The sequence below is a fragment of the Pseudomonas izuensis genome, from assembly GCF_002356535.2.
GTDB classification, from domain to species: Bacteria; Pseudomonadota; Gammaproteobacteria; order Pseudomonadales; family Pseudomonadaceae; genus Aquipseudomonas; species Aquipseudomonas izuensis.
Window position 1 is genome coordinate 3594817 of the sequence record NZ_AP017423.2, and the last position, 18915, is coordinate 3613731.

Below are 18915 nucleotides of genomic sequence, written 5' to 3' on the forward strand. Positions count from 1 at the left end.
CGCCTTCGCTGCGATGCGGCGTCCCGACAAGCCAGCTCCCACAGGGACTGGGTACATCCGCAAAGGCCGCCTTCGCCGCGATGCGGCGCCCCGACAAACCAGCTCCCACAGGGGATTGGGTGCACCCGCAAAAACAGGTCGAGTGTCAGCTCGCCTCGACGGCTGTTGATTTTGATTCACCCGCCCCTTCGGGAGGCTGAGTGGAGGTGTTCATCCGGGGAGTGGCGCGCAGCGCCGTTCGACGCAGTCGAACACGCTGCATGTAGGTGCAGCGAAGCCAACCGGAGGGCAGTGTCCCCGGATGGATGCCGGAGCGAAGGAACCCCGAGCCTTGGCGAGGGGCCGGACGCCGGGGCGAGCCTTTTTGGGTACTTTTTTGGCGTTTGAAAAAAGTGCCTCGCCGTAAGGGCGAAACCATAAGCGGCCGTTACCGCAGGAACGGATATGTACTCAGTCAGCAAAAGACAGGTCGGCTAGCAGGCCGCCTTCGCTGGCAAGCCAGCTCCCACAGGGACTGGGTACATCCGCAAAGGCCGCCTTAGCTGCGATGCGGCGCCCCGACAAGCCAGCTCCCACAGGGTCCGGGTGAACACCTGCGGAAGCGGCAAAGAGATCAAGCCAGGCTTTTGCTGACCACCTCAAACACATCACTGGACAGTTGCCCCGAAGCCCGAATCCGCTCCAGCTCGCCTTTCATCAACGCCTGACGCGCAGCGTCATACTTGCGCCAGCGGGTCAGCGGCGCCAATTGCCGGGAAGCGATCTGCGGATTGAACCCGTTCAACTCGATCACCAGATCCGCCAGGAAGCGATACCCCGAACCATCCGCCGCATGGAAGTTGATCAGGTTCTGCCCGGCAAACGCACCGATCAACGCCCGCACCTTGTTCGGGTTCTTGAGATTGAACGCAGGATGTTGCATCAACGCCTTGACCCGCTCCAGCCCGCCCGGCAATACGCTGCCGGCCTGGACGCTGAACCACTGATCCATCACCAGCGGGTTGTCGCTGAAGTGCGCGGCGAAACCGGACAGTGCCTTGGCTTTCTGTTCCTCGAACGGCGAATTGACCAACACCGCCAGCGCGGTCAAGCGCTCGGTCATGTTGTCGCACGCGTCGAACTGTTCCAGCGTCGCGGCCAACACTTGCGGCTTGCCGCTGAGCATCAGGTACGACAACGCAATGTTCTGCAACGCACGACGGGCGAAATGCTCGGCCTCGGCCACATACGGAGTTTGCTTCGACAGGTCGCGGTTAGCCTGATAGCGCAGCCACAGACCTTCGAACAATGCGTCAGCCAATTGCTTGCGGGCGAACTCGCGGGCGGTGTGAATGGCTTCGACATCCGCCACTTCACTGATCTCGGTCAGGTACGCTTCGCTCGGCAACGAAAGCATTTCGGCGACCATCGCCTGATCCAGCGACTCATCGGACAGCACAGTGCGCAAGGCCGCCACCAGACGCTGATCGAGAACCAGCGCTTCGCCTTTCTGTTGCTGGGCGATCAGTTCCTGCAACACCTGCACCGACAATTGCTGGCCGGCGTCCCAGCGATTGAAACCGTCGCTGTCGTGCTGCATCAGGAACATCAGTTGGTCGCGGTTGTACGGGAAGCTGAGCTTCACCGGCGCGGAGAAGCCACGCAGCAAGGATGGCAGCGGCTGCTCGGCGATGTCGACGAAGGTGAACGTTTGCTCGGCCTCGGTCACGGAAATGACCCGCGAAGTGCCTTGTGCGGCTGCTTCACCGGCAAGACGCAGGGGCAGTTCAACACCCTTGCTGTCCAGCAGACCGAGGGCGACCGGAATCACGAACGGCAGCTTTTCAACCTTGTCCGGGGTTTGCGGGCAGCTCTGGCGGAACGTCAGGCTGTAGGTCTTCGCCGCCGCGTCGTAGGACTCGCTGACGGCGAGACGCGGCGTACCGGCCTGGCTGTACCAGCGCTTGAACTGGGTCAGGTCGACACCGTTGGCGTCTTCCATGGCCTTGATGAAGTCATCGCAGGTCACGGCCTGGCCGTCATGGCGTTCGAAGTACAGGTCGCTGCCTTTGCGGAAGCCTTCGGCGCCCAGCAAGGTGTGGATCATGCCGACCACTTCGGAGCCCTTTTCGTACACGGTCAGGGTGTAGAAGTTGGAAATTTCGATGAAGCTGTCCGGGCGCACCGCGTGGGCCATGGGACCGGCATCTTCGGCGAACTGGTGGGTGCGCAGGTAAGCCACGTCCTGGATGCGCTTGACCGTGGCCGAGTTCATGTCGGCGGAGAAATGCGAATCGCGGAATACGGTAAAGCCTTCCTTGAGCGACAACTGGAACCAGTCGCGGCAGGTCACGCGGTTGCCCGACCAGTTGTGGAAGTACTCGTGGGCCACGATCGCCTCGACCCGCTGGTGTGCGGCGTCGGTGGCGGTTTCGGCCTTGGCCAGCACGGCGCTGGAGTTGAAGATGTTGAGACCCTTGTTCTCCATCGCGCCCATGTTGAAGTCGTTCACGGCAACGATCATGAAAATGTCCAGGTCGTATTCGCGACCATAGACCTCTTCGTCCCAGCGCATGGATTTCTTCAGGCTGTTCATGGCGTGCTGGCACTTGTCGATGTTTTCCGGTTCGACGTAGATGCGCAGCGCCACGACGCGATCGGTCATGGTGGTGAAGGTGTCTTCGACGCACCACAGATCACCGGCCACCAACGCGAACAGGTACGCCGGTTTCTTGAACGGGTCTTCCCAGGTTGCCCAGTGCCGGCCATCTTCGCCAGGTCCTGAGGCGATCGGGTTGCCGTTGGACAGCAGCACCGGGTAGCTGTGCTGCTCGGCGACCACGGTGGTGGTGAAGGTGCTCATCACGTCCGGGCGGTCGAGGTAATAGGTGATCTTGCGGAAGCCTTCGGCTTCGCACTGGGTGCAGAACATGGTGCCGGACTTGTACAGGCCTTCCAGCGCGGTGTTGGTTTCCGGGTGGATGCGTACGCTGGTGTCGACCGTGAAGGCTGTGCTGGTCGGGTGCAACGTCAGGTGATTCTCGGTCAACTGGTAGTCGGCAGCCGTCAGTTCGCGGTCGGCCAGGGTCACCGACAACAAGTCGAGTTGCTGACCGTCCAGCACCAGCGGCGGCAGTCCCGGGCCCCGCTCGGGATTGCGGCGCATCACCAGTTGCGCATGGACCAGGCTATGGTCCTCGTACAACTCGAAGGTCAGGTGTGTTTCGTCGATCAGGTACTCGGGCGCCTGATAGTCCTTGAGGTAGATCATCTTCGGTTGTTCGGTGCGCATGCTGGAGTCCTTACTGATGCACGGCGAGCTGGTAGGCCGTGTATTTACGAATGTTGATCACGCCGGTATCGAAGATCAGGTACTGACCCTTGACCCCCATCAGCGTGCCTTCGGCAATGGGCTGCTTGTCCAGGTTGAAGCTGACGATCTTGGCCGGGTACTGCTCGACCGGGTAGCGGATCTCCAGCGGTTCGACATCGCTGACTGGTTGAATCGCCTGCAGGCCAAATCGCTCCTGCAACGCGAGCAGACCTTCGGCGCAACTGTCGAACAGTTGATCGCGAACCCCGGCCAGATCCACCGACACCGCGTCGCCCTTGAGCAATGCGCGCCAGTTGGTCTTGTCGGCCACCTGGCTGCGAAACAGGTCCTCGACGAAGCCGGATTGCTGGCGAGTCGCGACACGCATGATCGGCAACGCCTGACTGGCGCCCTGATCGATCCAACGGGTCGGCAACTGGGTGGCGCGAGTGATCCCGACCTTGACCCCCGATGAATTCGACAGGTAGACGATGTGATCGGTCATGCAGAACTTCTCGCCCCACTCCGGCTCCCGGCAGGTGCCGGCGTCGAAATGGCAGCGTTCCGGGCTCATGATGCAGACATCGCACTGAGCCAGCTTGGTCATGCACGGGTAGCAATAACCCTGACTGAAACTGGTTTTGGTCTTGCGTCCGCAATGGATGCAGTGGATCGCACCCAGGTATTCCAGGCGCACCGTGGTGCCGATCAACGGATTGACCAGTACCTCGACGTCGCCCAGACGAAAGGCGTACTGCACGTTCGGCCCGTCCAGGCGCGCCGACATTTTACTGATTGCACCGCGGCCAATCTCGATCAATGGATGGCATCCGACTTGAACAGGATATTCGGCACTTCGATCGACTTCGACGCACATTCCTGCGGGCCCATGTAGCCAGTTCGCTCTTCCTCGGGCAGGTTCTGGATTTCCCAGGCGATCATCGCTTGCAGCGACAGTTCGCGTTGCTCGGCGGTGAGCTTGCCACCGTCGGACCATTTACCGATTTCCACCGCCAGTTTCAGGCTCTGGTAGATGTCCGGGGTGATGTTCTTGATCATTTCGTTAAAAGAGGACATTGGGTCTCCGCGTTCTCTATTTACATAAACTGTTTCAGACGGCCAGTTTACGGCGGTTGTACAAACCACCCAACAAACCGGTCAAGCATCCGACGAGCAGCCCGCTGACATGGGCCGCGTTGGCAATTTCACCGAAGCCGATCATCGAGACCAGCCCGGACAGGCACAGCAGCAGCCAGACCAGCATCATCACCAGCACCCCGCGGGGCAGGCGATAAGCGGCGTTCGGCGACAGCAGCTGGAAGATCCAGCAGTGCCCGAGCAAGCCGTACAGTACCCCGGACAAGCCGCCAAACAGGCTCGGGCCACTGAAAAGGTATTGGGTGTAGTTGGAGACCAGGCTGAACAGCAAGGTCAGGCCGACCAGGTTGATGCTGCCCTGGCGCGATTCGATGCGCCGCCCCAGCTCCCAGTACCACATGCCGTTCATGGCCAAGTGCAGGATGCCGAAGTGGATGAGCATCGGCGAGACCAGTCGCCACCATTGCCCCGCCGCCAGGCTGTCGGCCAATGGCGTGAAGTGGATGTATTCGCCGACAACGCGAAAATCGAGGAAGGTGAACCAGCGCATGGTGTTGAAGTTGTCGCCCAACATCGTCAGCGCGCCCACCAGCAGGCTCAGCAGCAACACCAGCGCGGTGGCCTTGGCGTAGCGGACCTGCTCGACGAAACCCGGACGGCGAACGGTTTGCGCCACCGGAATGTCCAGTTGCTGATCAGGATCGCCCGCCGGAAAACGCTCATACAAGGCGCGCACGTCCTCGCTGATGTTGTCCGGCACCCACAACACCTGCTCGCCTGCCTCTTCACTGACCCGATGCGGTACCTGCATGCGTTGCAGCAATTTGACGAAGCCGCTCAGGTCCACCGCCAGCGGCAGCCGTAATACCGCTACAGCACTCATTGCAACATCCCTCTCATTGCAAAACCTCTGGCCGCTCGACATTGACCCAGACGAATTTATGCGGATCGAGCCGCGTTTCCTGATCCAGGCGATAGGCCACCAGTTTGCCGTAGAGCACGGCACTGTAATCGAGGCAGGCCAGGTTCGGACGAATCGGCGCCGGTTTGCCGCTGCGCCAGTAGTGGCCGACGAACAGCAACGGTTCGTCGATGCCATAACGTAACAGGCTGTTCTTTTCACTGGACGACAGGGGTGTTTGCGCGACCGGATCAGGTAGCGCGTCGGGCTGGAACACGATGTCGCCATAGGTCTGCGGGTCGTCTTCCCAGAATTTGGTACGGAAGAACGAACGGATCAGGCCATCGCCACTGGTCATGGTCAGCCCATGGGGCAGGCGCATGTCGGTGCCGCGCAACAGACGGTCGAACACGGTGCAGGCGAAACTGCCCGGCATGGCTGACGCCTGGAGAAAGTGCTCGTCGACGCAGCCATCGGCAAACAGAGCCCTTAATGGTTCGATCAGGCCAGCGTCCCAACAGGCATGCACCACGCGGAAACGTCCGGCATCGACGAACAGCGGTAATTCATAGAACCACTGCTGGAAGTCATGCCAATCCGCGGGATGGTGTTCGAACTGGGTGAGGGTTTCCTGCAGCAACCGGGCATGGCGCGGAGTATGTTCGCGTACATATTGCTTGCCGCTGCCGGGCAAGGCCGGCGTGACCCAGCCCAGCGCATTGAACTCATGATTGCCCATGATGCACAGTGCCTGACCGGCCTCGACCATGTCGTGGACGATGTGCAGCGCCTCGCGAATCCGCGGGCCGCGGTCGATGATGTCGCCGACGAACACCGCCATGCGCGAGGCATGGCGCCAGACGCCGCCTTGTTTGTGATAACCGAGCCGGTCGAGCAAGTGCTCAAGGGTCAGAGCGCAACCGTGCACGTCACCGATCAGGTCGTAGCTACGCGCGGGATCGAGCATCAGTCGCCTCCACCACCCAACTTGCTGCCCCAGCCGAGCTTGGTCCGGCAGACTTCGTAGTAGTTGTGGTCGAGCGGATGGATCAGCCGCAGCTTCTGGGCTTTCTTGCTGACGGTGATGGTGTCGCCGGGCGCACAGGTAAAGTGGTTCTGCCCGTCACACGAGACTTGCGGGTAAATCTGCATATCCTTAGACACGACGATTTTCAGCTCACTGTTGCCGTCGACCACAATCGGTCTACCTGACAAGGTATGGGGGTACATCGGCACAATTACAATGGCGTCGAGCTTGGGGTGCATGATCGGGCCACCCGCCGACAGCGCATAGGCGGTCGATCCGGTGGGCGTGGCGACGATCAGGCCGTCGGCCTTCTGGCTGCAGACGAACTGACCGTCAATGTACAGCTCGAACTCGATCATCCGCGTGGATTTGCCGGGGTGCAGCACCACGTCGTTCAACGCATCGCCCTGGCCGATGGCCTCGGCATGGCGGCGGACTTCGGCCTGCAGCAGGAAGCGGTTTTCCACCAGATAGTGGCCGTCGAGCACCTCGGCGACCTTGATTTCCAGCTCATCGGGACGGATATCGGTGAGGAAACCCAGGCTGCCACGGTTGATGCCGAGCACCGGGATATTGTGCTTGGCCAGCGCCCGGGCGGCACCGAGCAGGCTGCCGTCACCGCCGACCACAATCACCATGTCACACACTTCGCCGAGCATCTTGCGCGACGAGGTTTGCAGGCCGTGGCCCGGCAGGACTTCAGCGATGGTGTCTTCGAGGATCACGTGCAGGTGACGATCGAGCAGAAACCGTTTCAGTCGGCGGACGGTATCCAGCACCTGCGAACTGCCCAGGCGACCGATGATGCCGATATTACGAAATTGCTCCATGGGGCTCCTATTGGGACGCGGGGGGCCTGCAACGGCGAAAAACACGATTATGGGCGAAAGCCGGGAATAGACAAAATCCTTTCAGCGACAAGGATGTACTCCTGTTTGAGGCTATGCTCGCAAGATGATCCTATTTCCAGATTTGCTGCAGTTACCCCACCAGTTGCGCCACCCCGAAGTGCGCGACCTGGCATGGGTCATCCTCGCGCCGCCGATGCTCGCCGACACGCCGTGGCCGCAACGCCATCCGCTGGCCGGCAGCGACTGGGTGCAGGCACCGGATCGTCTGGAGCACTGGCTGCGACGGCTGGACCAGGACAGCTACGGACTGCTGCACTGGCTGTCCCAGGCCCGCACCCGGCGCCTGGGCCTGTATTACGAGCGCTTGTGGCAATTTGCCGTCGAACACGCGCCCGGTATCGAGTTGATCGCCGCCAACATGCCGATTCGCCGTGAAGGCCATACCCTGGGCGAACTGGACTTGCTGTTGCGTGATCGCGACGGCGTTCATCACCTGGAACTGGCCATCAAGCTTTACCTCGGTCCGCAGAACGGTAATGGACAGGAAACGGCGCAATGGCTCGGTCCCGGTTGCCATGATCGGCTGGACCGCAAACTGGCGCACCTGAGCCAACACCAACTGCCGATTTCCGCGCGCCCCGAGAGCCGCGAAGTCCTGGCGGCGCTGGATATCCACCAATTCAGCGCGCATTTGTGGCTGGGCGGCTATTTGCTCTATCCATGGCCGGGGCAAGCGGCGCCCCCGGGCGGTGCGCATCCGCAGCACTTGCGCGGCCGCTGGTTGCATCAAAAGGATTGGGCTGAATTTGTCGGGCAGAGTCCGCCCGGTCGCTGGCAACCCCTGCCCCGCCATGCGTGGCTGGCACCGGCGCACTACCCTGGCGAACAGACCTGGAGCCGCGGGCAGTTGCATGCCTGGCTGAGTGAATTGTCACCCGTGGCACCGGCGCAATTGCTGGTGCGGTTGACGGAAAATGCCAATGGCGATTGGGAAGAAGCCGAGCGGGTGTTCCTGGTGGCGGATCTTTGGCCGAATGTGCCGGGGCAAGGTTGAGTTTTTGTGGTGACTGGTCTGGCCTCATCGCGGGCAAGCCTTGCTCCCACAGGGATCGGCGTAACCTGTGGGAGCAAGGCTTGCCCGCGATGAGGCCAACTCGGTCTACAGCGATAAACGCACAGCCAAAGCCGCCAACGTCACCAACAACACCGGCACCGTCAACACAATTCCGACTTTGAAGTAATACCCCCAGCCGATCCGGATACTTTTGCGCTCCAGCACATGCAGCCACAGCAGCGTCGCCAGGCTGCCAATCGGGGTGATTTTCGGCCCCAGGTCGCTGCCGATGACGTTGGCGTAGATCATGGCTTCCTTCACGACACCCGTCGCCTGACTGGCATCGATGGACAACAAACCGATCAGCACCGTCGGCAGATTGTTCATGATCGACGACAACAGCGCTGTCAGCACCCCGGTGCCCATCGCCGCGCCCCACACTCCATACCCGGCGAAACCGTCGAGCCATCCCGCCAGATACCCGGTGAGCCCGGCGTTACGCAGGCCGTAGACCACAAGGTACATGCCCAGCGAGAAGATCACGATCTGCCAAGGGGCTTCTTTCATCACTTTGCGCGTGGAAATCCTGTGGCCGCGAGCAGCGACGGCCAACAACAGGGCGGCACACACCGCCGAGATTGCACTGATTGGAATACCCAGCGGCTCCAGCGCGAAACAACCGAGCAACAGAATCACCAACACCGCCCAACCGGCGTAAAACGTGGCTTTGTCGTGGATGGCGGACGCCGGATGCTCCAGTTGCTCGGGGTCATAGTCGGCGGGAATGTCGCGACGGAAAAACCACATCAGCATCGCCAGGGTCGCGGCAACGCTCACCAGGTTGACCGGGACCATCACCGCCGCATAGCGGTTGAAACCGATGCCGAAGAAGTCCGCGGAAACAATATTCACCAGGTTCGACACCACCAGCGGCAGGCTCGCGGTGTCGGCGATGAAACCGGCCCCCATGACGAACGCCAGGGTCGCCGCCGGGGAGAAACGCAACGCCAGGAGCATCGAGATCACGATGGGCGTGAGAATCAGCGCCGCCCCGTCATTGGCGAACAACGCCGAAACCAGTGCCCCGAGCAGCACCATGTAAGCGAACAGCTTGCGCCCGCTGCCCCGGCCCCAACGGGCCACATGCAACGCCGCCCAGGCAAACAGCCCGGCCTCGTCCAGCAACAGGCTAATGATAATCAGCGCGACAAAGGTGCCGGTGGCATTCCAGATGATCTGCCACACCAGCGGAATGTCAGCCAGGTGCACCACACCGCAAATCAACGCCAGCACCGCGCCGAATACCGCACTCCAACCAACGCCGAGGCCTTTGGGCTGCCAGATCACCAGCGTGATGGTCAACAGGAAAATCAGTGAAGCTACAAGCATCCAGGGCGGCCTTCAGGCAATTGAATCGAATTAATGGCTGGCCGCCCCTTGGCCTCGGCATCGACCGGTCATAACCGAATCACATGCCCCTCCAATGGCGCGATCTGGCCGTGAAACAGACGGGAAATAACGGCTTGCGCCGCTTCAAAGCCCCGGCTTTCTATCACTTCGAGCAAGGGTTTTTCAACCGCCGCCACCTTCCGGAAAAAATCCAGCAAACCTTCGCCGATGTGTTGGCTGACCCCTTCCGGCCCCCAATCGGCATTGCGTTTGCGAATCTGGATCGGCGCGAAAAAAAACACCGGCTCCGGCCCCTCGATCGCCGTTAGCCGGGCTTCATGGGTACTTTGTGCAGATCCTGCGAAACAGCTGTAGATCAACTGCCCGGCAAAATGCTGGTGCACCCGATCACGCAGATCCAGGTCGCCGGAAAAATCCACGTAGAGTGTCGGACGGTCGTTGGCCAAATTGGCCAGCTCATCGTAGGACACCGTGCGTTCGTAACAATCCTGGTTTTCGACAAAGGCTTTGTTGCCGGCCGAGGTCAGGGCCACCCTTTCCAGAGCGGGATGATTGTCCAGGCAAACGGCGGTGCCATAGGCGGTTTTGCTCGAAGCGCTGGAGAACACCAGGCGCGTCGCACCGAAGAACTGCTTGTCCTGCAGGAAATCGGCGAGCATCGATGAGGTCAGGAACAATGGCTTGAGCAAAATCTGCAGGTTTTCGGTGTCGGGGCTGTAGTAGGTGTCCCAACTGCAACGGGTGTACTGGTTGTAGGCCGACGTCAGGCCGATTCGATGCTCGGCACCGTCATAGAAGCCCCGTTCGGTGACGCGTTCGGGGCGCATCCACAGATGGCTGGCAATCGGAAAATACCCGTAGAAACGCTCGCCGACCTTGATGCCCGGCACATCCGAGGCCACCACATCGGCAAACCCCCAGGCAGGAATGTGGCCCCAATCCGCCAGCCCGGTAGGAAAGAATCCCCAATAGTTCATCGAATTGCCATAAGCGGCGTAGGTAATGTTGTTGGTCGTCAGGGCGCAACGATCAATCTTCACGATCACCTCTCCAGCCGCCGGAACCAGGCTGCGCTGTTGCTGCTCGACGCGACTTTGGTCAAGGGCGTTTTTACGGGTAATCAGCCGTGTTACCGTGCTCGAACTTTGCATTTTTCAGTCTCCTGCTGCGACAGTGTGGCGGGTAGCAACAGAGTAGCGACAGCCGATGAAGAGCGGGTTCGGAAACAGCAAGGGCCAACCTCCCACCCTCAATCCCCGGGCAAAACCGTTGAAACGGCCGAGTCAGGCCCGGGCGATTTTCACCGTCGAAGCGATTTACCAGGCGTTTGTTCGGATTTGGCAACGAGACGGCTGGCCGGGACTGACCACGCGGGAGGTGGCACTGGAAGCCGGCGTTGCAATCGGCACGCTGTACGACTACTTCCCGAGCAAGGAAGCCTTGCTTTCCGGTTACATCCGACATCGTCTGGATACTTTGTTACAGGACATCGATAAGGGTGTCGTACAAGCCAACGATCTGGATTGGACGACCCGTATCAAACGTCTCGTGCGCCTGACCTGCGCCCCCGACGATGCCCGCCAGCCGCTGTTCAACCACGCGGTTTCGCTCATCGAACACCTGATCGCCGAGCCCAAGCATCATCGAAGAGTATTCAGCGAGCTGACGCAGAAATGGCGCGAAGCCTTTGCCGCTTGTAGCGACCTGCCTGTGCAACCGTCCCCCGCCACCATCGATGCCTGGGTAATCATGGCGTGGGGTGGCCGACGTTATTGCGTGACTGCACAGCCGGAGGCGGCGCAAACCACCGCCTGGCTGGCAGAAATGGAAACGATGATCTGTAGCCGCCTTCTGAACCTATAACCCTGTAGGAGCGAAGCTTGCTCGCGAAGGCGTCGTATCGGTCAATGTTGATTTGCCTGACACTCCGTCTTCGCGAGCAATCGAGCGTCGACCGGCTGCTCCTACAGGGGTTTGTCACACCTTCTTGTGCTGCTCTACCCATTTCCCGTAGGAATCAATGAATTTTTGCAGAAACGGCCTGACCGACTCAGACGGATTGCCCGCCTCGTCAAACGCCGAACCGGCGCCGCCCAGGTAAGATTCCGGTTGCTGCATCATCGGTACATCGAGAAACACCATGGACTGGCGCAAATGATGGTTCGCCCCAAACCCGCCTATCGCACCCGGCGAAGCACTGAATACCGCCCCCGGCTTACCGCTCCAGACACTTTTGCCGTACGGACGCGAGCCCACGTCGATGGCGTTCTTCATCGGGGCCGGCACCGAGCGGTTGTATTCCGGGGTGACGAACAGCACCGCGTCGGATGAGCTCACTTGTTGTCGGAAAGTCCTGTAGGCTGCCGGCGGTGAATCAGCATCAATGTCTTCGTTGTAGAGCGGCAGATCGCCGATTTCGACAATGTTCAGCTTGAGGTTGGCCGGCGCCAGTTCCGCCAGCGCAAGCGCAACCTTGCGGTTGATCGAGGCTTTGCGCAGGCTGCCGACCACTACGGCGACGTTATAGACATTGCTCATGGAAGATTCTCGATAGTCCGTGGGAGGAGCCTGTAGTTATAGATGATCAGGCGACGGATCAACCAGTGAACACAGGTATATCCGCGTCCTGATTATTTTTTTTACGTAGGAAAACTTACCGTGCTCGGTGGCGGTCTACAAAGCCGCAAATCAAGCGTTTTATCTCCAGAGGTTCTAAGCAGATGGCAGCAGTACTCGTCGGTCAGTTCCATGCAAGAGACGCGGAAGGCCGCATTTATTCCGTACATGAGTTCCAGGATTCCACCCCGTCGGCTGACGGCACGTGTGTCACCACGTACAAACTGGCGATTGGCGACCGCGTGAACAAGCTCGACGACAATGAATTTCAGTTGGTGCAAACCGGCGTAATGCTGACCCGCGAACCGGAATCGATCGTCGCTTCATAACCCGGCGTTATGAGCAGAAGTCATATGCGCGGACTTGGGTTAGGATTCAGTCACTGACTCCTTCACCTGCTGAACATGGACTTCACGCATGCGTTTACGCCATATCGAAGTGATCCAGGCGCTCCTGCAGACCGGTCACCTGGGCACCGCCGCCGAATGGCTGCAGTTGCCGGTGACCGAAGTCGAACGCATTTTGCGCGAAGCCGAGGATCAGTTGGGTTTCATGCTGTTCTCCAGCGTGCGCGGGCGCTTGCAGGCCACCCGCGAAGCGCGGGAGTTGCAGGTGGAAATTGCCCATGTCTACGACGCGCTCGAACCGGTGCAGCGCCTGGCCAACAGTCTTCGACAATACCAGGCTGCGCCACTGCGCATCATTTGCACACCGCCTCTGGCCCAGCAACTGTTGCCGCAAAGCATTGCGGCCCTGCGCCGGCGTTTGCCCGACGTCCCCTGCACCCTCCTGAGCCATCCCACCCGTGACATCGTCAGAAGCCTGTTGCTGCGCGAAAGCGACCTGGGTCTGAGCCTGCATGATCCGGATCGCGCCGAGATTCATTGCCAGGTGATCGCCCAGGGCAAGCTGCAACTGCTGGCCCCCCATGGCTGGTTGCAACCGAAACAGAAGTACATTTCGCTACAGGATCTGGCTGGCCAGGCGATGGTCGGCCTTGACGGTCATGATCCACTGAGCCCGGCCCTGGAGCACAAACTGCACGCCCTGCGCCCGGCGCCGGTGATTCAGACCCGGGTCCAGACGCATCAGATGATGCGCAGCATGGTCGAAGCCGGGGAAGGCCTGGCCATCGTCGATCCCTTCACGGCCCTCGGCGCCAAATCCGCCGGACTCGACGCCTGCCCACTGGCACCCGCGGTACCGGTCAGCGTCTACGCCCTGACCCTGAAGAACGGCGAGCCCTCGCCCGCCGTCCAGACCCTGTTGGGTATCGTCACGGAACAAGCCGTGGCGATGCTGGGGAGCTGATCGGATTTTCCAGCGGGTTGTCGAACACGCGATACCAGAACAACGCCACCTCGGCAGTATTGGGGTCGATGCCCCGGTAACGCAGGTGATCGATACCACCAATCACGTAGCCGCAACGCTCATACAAGCGGCACGCGCCGAGGTTATTGTTCTGGGTTTCCAGCATGATGCCCGGCAGCTTCTTCTTGCGACTCCAGAAATTCGCCACATCCAGCAACGCCTTGGCCACGCCGTGGCGGCGCGCCGGGGCATGCACCGCCAGCTCATCGATATGGGCGAAACCGTTCCAGTTGGTGCTGATCACCAGGTGCCCCACCGGCTCGTCATCCAGGAAGGCCATGAATATTGCGCTGTCGGCGGCGTCGCGGAAACTGCTGAACTCTTCAGGATCGATGCCATAGCATTTACGGTACGGCGTGATGGGCGTCAACCGCCACTGTTCCACCGGCCGGCCTATTTCGGGCACACCGTAGGCAGCCACTTCAAAACTGAAATCACTGCCCCAGATGTAGGCGGCAAAGCCTTCATCGGCGACGCGCACCGACAACCCCGGGTGATTTGGATTAATGACAGGTTGCATACTCGGATAGGTCCTCATTCCTTGATGCAATCGACGGTGTAGTGCCGTCCATTGCCCTCATCTTCGTGTTGCAAGCCGTGCACATCGGCGACGAACCCCGGAAAACTGCTGTCGAACGTGCGAGCAAACGCCAGGTAGTCGATGATCGAGCGGGTCGCCTCGGTAAAGCGTTCGCCGGGCATGATCAGCGGAATCCCCGGCGGGTACGGCACCAGCATCACGGCAGCGATACGCCCATCCAGGGCGTCGATCGACACCGCCTCGACTTCGCCACGCACCAATTGATCATAGGCGTCTGCCGGTTTCATGGCGATCTCCGGCAGCACGGTGTACATGCGCTTGAGATGTTTGGCCGTGGCGTTGCTGCGATAACAAGCGTGCAACTGATCGCACAGATCACGCAGGCCCATGCCCTGATAGCGTGCGAGGTTCTCCTGCGCCACGCAGGGGAGGCACGTCGACAGGCTGACGTTGGCATCGTAACTGCGCTTGAACTCCAGCAGTTCGGTGAGCAGCGTGCTCCATTTGCCCTTGGTGATGCCCATGGAGAACAGCACCAGGAACGAATACAAGCCCGTTTTTTCCACCACCAGGCCACGCTCCCAGAGGAACTTGCTGACCACCGCCGCCGGAATCCCGCGCTCACTGAGAGCGCCGCCCGCGGTCAAGCCAGGCATCACCAGGGTGACCTTGATCGGATCGAGCAACACGTAATCGTCGGCCACGTCATCAAAGCCGTGCCAGTCATTTTCTGGTTGCAACAGCCAGTCTTCGGTCACAACCCGGTCGATACCTTCCACCGATGGCGGCTGCCAGATGGAAAACCACCAGTCATCGGCTGCGATGTGCTGGCGCAGATTGGCCAGCGCCCGACGAAAACTCAGGGCTTCGTCGAACATTTCCTGTAACAGCGAACGCCCGGCCCCGCCTTCCATCATCGCCGAAGCGACGTCCAGCGAGGCGATGATGCCGTACTGCGGCGACGTGGAGATGTGCATCATGAACGCTTCGTTGAAGCGATCACGGTCCAGCTGCCGCGCGCCACCGTCCTGCACGTGAATCATCGATGCCTGACTGAAGGCGGCCAGCAGCTTGTGGGTGGAATGGGTGGTAAACACCAGCGGACTGTCGTCACTGCGGGAGGTGCCCATGCCGTAGCGCCCGGCGAAAAACTCATGGAACGCCGCGTAGGCGTACCAGGCCTCATCGAAGTGCAGCACCTCGACGCTGGTGCCCAGTTGCTGCTTGATCAGTTCAGCGTTGTAGCAGAGGCCGTCATACGTCGAATTGGTGACCACCGCCAGTTTGACCTTGGGCGCGCGGCCCCTGGTCAGCGGGCTGGCGTCGATCTTGGCCCGAATCGATTCCGGGCTGAACTCGCTCAGCGGAATCGGGCCGATGATTCCCAGCTCATTGCGCTCAGGGCACAGATACAGCGGGATGGCGCCGGTCATGATGATCGAGTGCAGCACCGACTTGTGGCAGTTGCGGTCCACCAGCACCAGGTCATCGCGAGCGACCATGGAGTGCCAGACAATCTTGTTGGCGGTCGAGGTGCCATTGATCACGAAAAAGGTGTGATCGGCGCCGAAGTTGCGCGCTGCGCGAGCCTCCGCCTCGGCCAGCGGTCCGGTATGATCCAGCAGCGAACCGAGTTCCGGCACCGAGACCGACAAATCCGAACGCAGGGTGTTTTCACCGAAGAACTGGTGAAACGCCTGCCCCACAGGACTTTTGTGATACGCCACGCCCCCGCCATGACCGGGGGTGTGCCACGAATAGTTGGAATCGGCGGTGTGTTGTACCAGCGCCTTGAAGAACGGCGGCAGCAACCCGTCCAGGTACTTGCGCGCAGCCCGCGCCACCTGCCTTGCGAGAAAGGGTACGGTGTCTTCGAACAGGTAGAGAATCCCGCGCAACTGATTGAGCTCGGCCATGGCGTCGGCGGGCGCGTTTTCCAGGGTCACTTGTTCGCCCAGGGCGAAGATCGGCAAATCAGGTGCACGCACTCGCGCCAACCCGATCAGCTCGGCCATATTCTGTAATAAATGGGAATGAGCGCTGGCGTCTTCCGCCGCGATCAACATGCACGAAAGACCGTGATGTGTTGAAGCGACCAGGCGCCCTTCGGTGTAATTCACCGCGCAGACGATGCTGAAACCTTCCTGCTCCAGCTCTTGGGCGATACCCCGCACCCGATCGCCGGCGACGGTATCGGCCTTGATGTCGCGATGGACGATCAGGACCGGGAATTTCAGATCTTTATACATGTGGCTCAGTGTCCCGAGGCGGCAGACCAGAGCCTGCCAATCACCTCAGGGTAGAGGGTTGAAGCGGATGTGGCGAGCGCAACGCCCCAAAGCGGGTCAGTTGTCGCACCCATTTGTGGCCACTGACCGCTCTCTGTAGGAGCAAGGCTTGCCCGCGATGGCGATTTCACAGACGCCATCGCGAGCAAGCCATGCTCCCACAAATGCGTGGTACATCAGGCCTGCGCTTCAGCCTCGGCCAATTGCAACCACAGCGCCGGCCCACCCGCGGATTTGCTGATGATTTCCAGGCGCGCCGCGTGCCGGGCCAGATCGTCTTCACTGGCGCGAATGATGCGGGTTGGCGTGCGGTCGGCCGGCAGCCGACGAATTTCAGTGGCCGAATTGTCCGCGCCTTCACCGGAACCATTGCCATCGGACGCATTGCCGGCCAGGGACAGGCTGGTCTGGCCGCCGGTCATGGTCAGGTAAACGTCGGCGAGGATCTCCGAGTCGAGCAAGGCGCCGTGCAGTTCACGGCCTGAGTTGTCGACGCCATAGCGCTTGCACAGGGCATCGAGGCTGTTGCGCTGTCCTGGGTGACGTTCCCGGGCCATCATCAGGGTGTCGAGGATCGAACAGTGTTGCGTGATGTCCGCACGATCGTGCTGGCCCATCAGGGAGAATTCGTTGTTGATGAAGCCAACGTCGAACGCCGCGTTGTGGATGATCAGCTGCGCGCCCTTGATGAACTCGAAGAACTCTTCGGCCACCTCGGCGAAACGCGGCTTGCCCACCAGGAATTCGTTGGTGATGCCGTGGACGCCGATGGCGCCTTCGTCACTTTCGCGGTCCGGTTGCAGGTAAACGTGAAAATGCCGGCCCGTCAGGCGCCGACCGATCAACTCGACACAACCGATTTCGATAATCCGGTGGCCGTCGGTCACCGGCATGCCGGTGGTTTCGGTATCGAGTACAACGGATCTGGTGGCCATCAGTGCTCAGCTCTCAACGGGTCATTCTTGCAAAAGCGACGATGTTAACACGCTCGCCAGGTCTTTCAGATAGACCGTGTTGCGCCCATTCGCGAGCAGGCTCGCTCCCACAGGGGAACGCATTTCAAATGTGTGCGAGCCTGCTCGCGAAGGCGGCGACGCGGTCGTTCAGCGCTCAGGTCAGGCCTGCTTGAACCCGCGCACTTCATCCACGCCGCGGTTGGCCAGTTGGTCGGCCCGTTCATTACCGTGGTGGCCGATGTGCCCGCGCACCCACTTCCAGGTGACGTTGTGACGGCTGACCTGTTCGTCGAGCATCTTCCACAGGTCGGCGTTTTTCACCGGTTCTTTCGCCGCGGTTTTCCAGCCGCGTTTTTTCCAGTTGGCCATCCACTCGTTGATGCCTTTCATCACGTACTGGGAGTCGGTCACCAGCAGCACGTCGCAGGGGCGCTTGAGCTCTTCCAGGCCACGTATAGCGCCCATCAGCTCCATGCGGTTGTTGGTGGTGTTGGCTTCGCCGCCCCAGAGTTCCTTTTCAACGCCCTTGCACACCAGCAACGCGCCCCAGCCACCCGGGCCAGGATTGCCTTTGCAGGCGCCATCGGTGAACAGTTCTACGCTATCGTTCATGCCAATCTATCCAGAAAATGCGGTGGCTCGCCGATCGTTGATCGACGACGCCCGAGACCGGGAAAAAATCCCGGCCGGAAATATTAAAGTGGGTATTACGGTTCGATGCGGCGGCGGTTGACCTTGGCCATCGGCAAGGGAATCAATTTGCCCATTGGTTCGCGGCGTTCCTGACGGACCGGCCGCAAGCCCACCACGATCTTGCGCGCGACCAATAAATAGAAGCCGCCACCGGACAATTGCCAGTCACCGGCCTTGCGCTCCCAACCGGCCAGACGAGTCTGCCAGGCGGGTGAAGCAAGCGGCGGACGATAGCACCCGAAGCGGCGTTTCTCCAGCGCGAAACCCAGCAGATTCAGCCAGTCGGCCACCCGCGATGGAGAAATGCAGCGGGCCTTGCGCAACGCATCCTGAGCAAACACATGACGCAACCCCCAACTGCTCCAGGGGTTGATCCCGATGATCACCAGATGCCCGCCGGGCCGCACACTGCTCGCGGCTTCGCGCAGCAAGCCGTGGGGCGACAGGCAGAAATCCAGGCCGTGCTGCAACACCACCACATCGGCGGCATGCTCGCTCAGCGGCCAGGCCTGTTCCTCGCAGACGATCTCGACCCCCGGCAGCGGTGCCCCCAGGCGCACATTGCGCTGCACCTGCGGCGCCGAGGGCGGGGTCTGGGCCGAAGGACCGTAATGCACCAGATAGCCGCCGAAAAAGCGCCCCAGCTCTTCTTCGAGCATGCGCCGTTCTTCATCCAGCAAGAATTGCCCGAGAGGTCCGGACAACCACTCACGGGCCGCGCTGATCAATGCCAGCCAGTCAGGATCGGCCTGAGCGAACGCTTTATCGGTCATTGCATTCTCCAACGCGCCAGGAAGTTCTAAGATGCGCCATTGTT

General features: G+C 60.6%; 18 protein-coding genes. 4 read left to right on the forward strand and 14 right to left on the reverse strand.

From position 1 onward, the window contains the following. Positions 1-613: 613 nt before the first annotated feature. From pepN to LAB08_RS15875, 6 genes are read right to left on the reverse strand one after another with little or no spacing between them, the layout of a single operon-like run. Entirely contained in the window at positions 614-3271 is a 2658-nt protein-coding gene (gene pepN / locus LAB08_RS15850; protein WP_096511046.1) for an aminopeptidase N, read from the reverse strand. 10 nt (positions 3272-3281) lie between these two features. After that, on the reverse strand, positions 3282-4112 hold the full coding sequence (locus LAB08_RS15855; RefSeq protein WP_096511044.1) for a DUF2797 domain-containing protein: 831 nt from the start codon (positions 4110-4112) through the stop codon (positions 3282-3284). Further along, entirely contained in the window at positions 4109-4369 is a 261-nt protein-coding gene (locus tag LAB08_RS15860) for a YeaC family protein (protein WP_019579318.1), read from the reverse strand. The genes LAB08_RS15855 and LAB08_RS15860 overlap by 4 nt, the downstream gene beginning before the upstream one ends. 34 nt (positions 4370-4403) lie before the next feature. After that, entirely contained in the window at positions 4404-5273 is an 870-nt protein-coding gene (locus LAB08_RS15865; RefSeq protein ID WP_096511042.1) for a rhomboid family intramembrane serine protease, read from the reverse strand. Positions 5274-5286: 13 nt separating this feature from the next. Continuing rightward, positions 5287-6261, reverse strand: a complete 975-nt coding sequence (locus LAB08_RS15870) for a metallophosphoesterase (RefSeq protein WP_372237701.1) — start codon at positions 6259-6261, stop codon at positions 5287-5289. Beyond that, on the reverse strand, positions 6258-7148 hold the full coding sequence (locus LAB08_RS15875; protein WP_011333623.1) for an NAD(+) kinase: 891 nt from the start codon (positions 7146-7148) through the stop codon (positions 6258-6260). Before LAB08_RS15875 ends, LAB08_RS15870 begins: the two co-directional genes overlap by 4 nt. A gap of 124 nt (positions 7149-7272) precedes the next feature. Here LAB08_RS15875 and LAB08_RS15880 point away from each other — a divergent pair, with 124 nt between their 5' ends. Next, positions 7273-8223, forward strand: coding sequence for a DUF1853 family protein (locus LAB08_RS15880; RefSeq protein WP_096511039.1), 951 nt, complete (start codon positions 7273-7275; stop codon positions 8221-8223). 105 nt (positions 8224-8328) lie between these two features. On the opposite strand, the gene LAB08_RS15885 is transcribed toward LAB08_RS15880, so the two are convergent. Both LAB08_RS15885 and LAB08_RS15890 read right to left on the reverse strand, forming a co-directional pair. After that, on the reverse strand, positions 8329-9612 hold the full coding sequence (locus LAB08_RS15885) for an arsenic transporter (protein WP_096511037.1): 1284 nt from the start codon (positions 9610-9612) through the stop codon (positions 8329-8331). 68 nt (positions 9613-9680) lie between these two features. Continuing rightward, a complete protein-coding gene (locus tag LAB08_RS15890) occupies positions 9681-10784 on the reverse strand; it encodes a DUF2855 family protein (RefSeq protein ID WP_096511035.1) in 1104 nt (367 codons plus the stop codon). Between the two features lie 55 nt (positions 10785-10839). On the opposite strand from LAB08_RS15890, the gene LAB08_RS15895 reads away from it, so the two are divergent. Next, positions 10840-11496, forward strand: coding sequence for a TetR/AcrR family transcriptional regulator (locus LAB08_RS15895; RefSeq protein WP_096511034.1), 657 nt, complete (start codon positions 10840-10842; stop codon positions 11494-11496). A 114-nt stretch (positions 11497-11610) separates the two neighbouring features. On the opposite strand, the gene LAB08_RS15900 is transcribed toward LAB08_RS15895, so the two are convergent. Further along, positions 11611-12171, reverse strand: coding sequence for an NADPH-dependent FMN reductase (locus LAB08_RS15900; RefSeq protein ID WP_096511032.1), 561 nt, complete (start codon positions 12169-12171; stop codon positions 11611-11613). Positions 12172-12353: 182 nt separating this feature from the next. On the opposite strand from LAB08_RS15900, the gene LAB08_RS15905 reads away from it, so the two are divergent. Together LAB08_RS15905 and LAB08_RS15910 are read left to right on the forward strand one after the other, a co-directional pair. Next, the gene (locus LAB08_RS15905) at positions 12354-12578 is read left to right on the forward strand and encodes a hypothetical protein (RefSeq protein ID WP_096511030.1); all 225 of its coding nucleotides are present in this window, start codon (positions 12354-12356) and stop codon (positions 12576-12578) included. Between the two features lie 88 nt (positions 12579-12666). Continuing rightward, positions 12667-13560, forward strand: a complete 894-nt coding sequence (locus LAB08_RS15910; RefSeq protein ID WP_096511028.1) for a LysR substrate-binding domain-containing protein — start codon at positions 12667-12669, stop codon at positions 13558-13560. Here LAB08_RS15910 and LAB08_RS15915 read toward each other — a convergent pair. From LAB08_RS15915 to LAB08_RS15935, 5 genes are all read right to left on the reverse strand, one after another. Continuing rightward, complete coding sequence (locus tag LAB08_RS15915) at positions 13526-14140, reverse strand: GNAT family N-acetyltransferase (protein WP_096511026.1); 615 nt, start codon at positions 14138-14140, stop codon at positions 13526-13528. The two genes, LAB08_RS15910 and LAB08_RS15915, sit on opposite strands and share 35 nt — an antisense overlap. 14 nt (positions 14141-14154) lie before the next feature. Continuing rightward, on the reverse strand, positions 14155-16410 hold the full coding sequence (locus tag LAB08_RS15920; protein WP_096511024.1) for an Orn/Lys/Arg family decarboxylase: 2256 nt from the start codon (positions 16408-16410) through the stop codon (positions 14155-14157). Positions 16411-16625: 215 nt separating this feature from the next. Further along, complete coding sequence (dnaQ, locus tag LAB08_RS15925) at positions 16626-17384, reverse strand: DNA polymerase III subunit epsilon (protein ID WP_096511023.1); 759 nt, start codon at positions 17382-17384, stop codon at positions 16626-16628. Positions 17385-17564: 180 nt separating this feature from the next. Then, entirely contained in the window at positions 17565-18017 is a 453-nt protein-coding gene (rnhA, locus tag LAB08_RS15930; RefSeq protein ID WP_096511021.1) for a ribonuclease HI, read from the reverse strand. Positions 18018-18112: 95 nt separating this feature from the next. After that, positions 18113-18871, reverse strand: coding sequence for a class I SAM-dependent methyltransferase (locus tag LAB08_RS15935; protein WP_096511019.1), 759 nt, complete (start codon positions 18869-18871; stop codon positions 18113-18115). Positions 18872-18915: the final 44 nt, after the last annotated feature.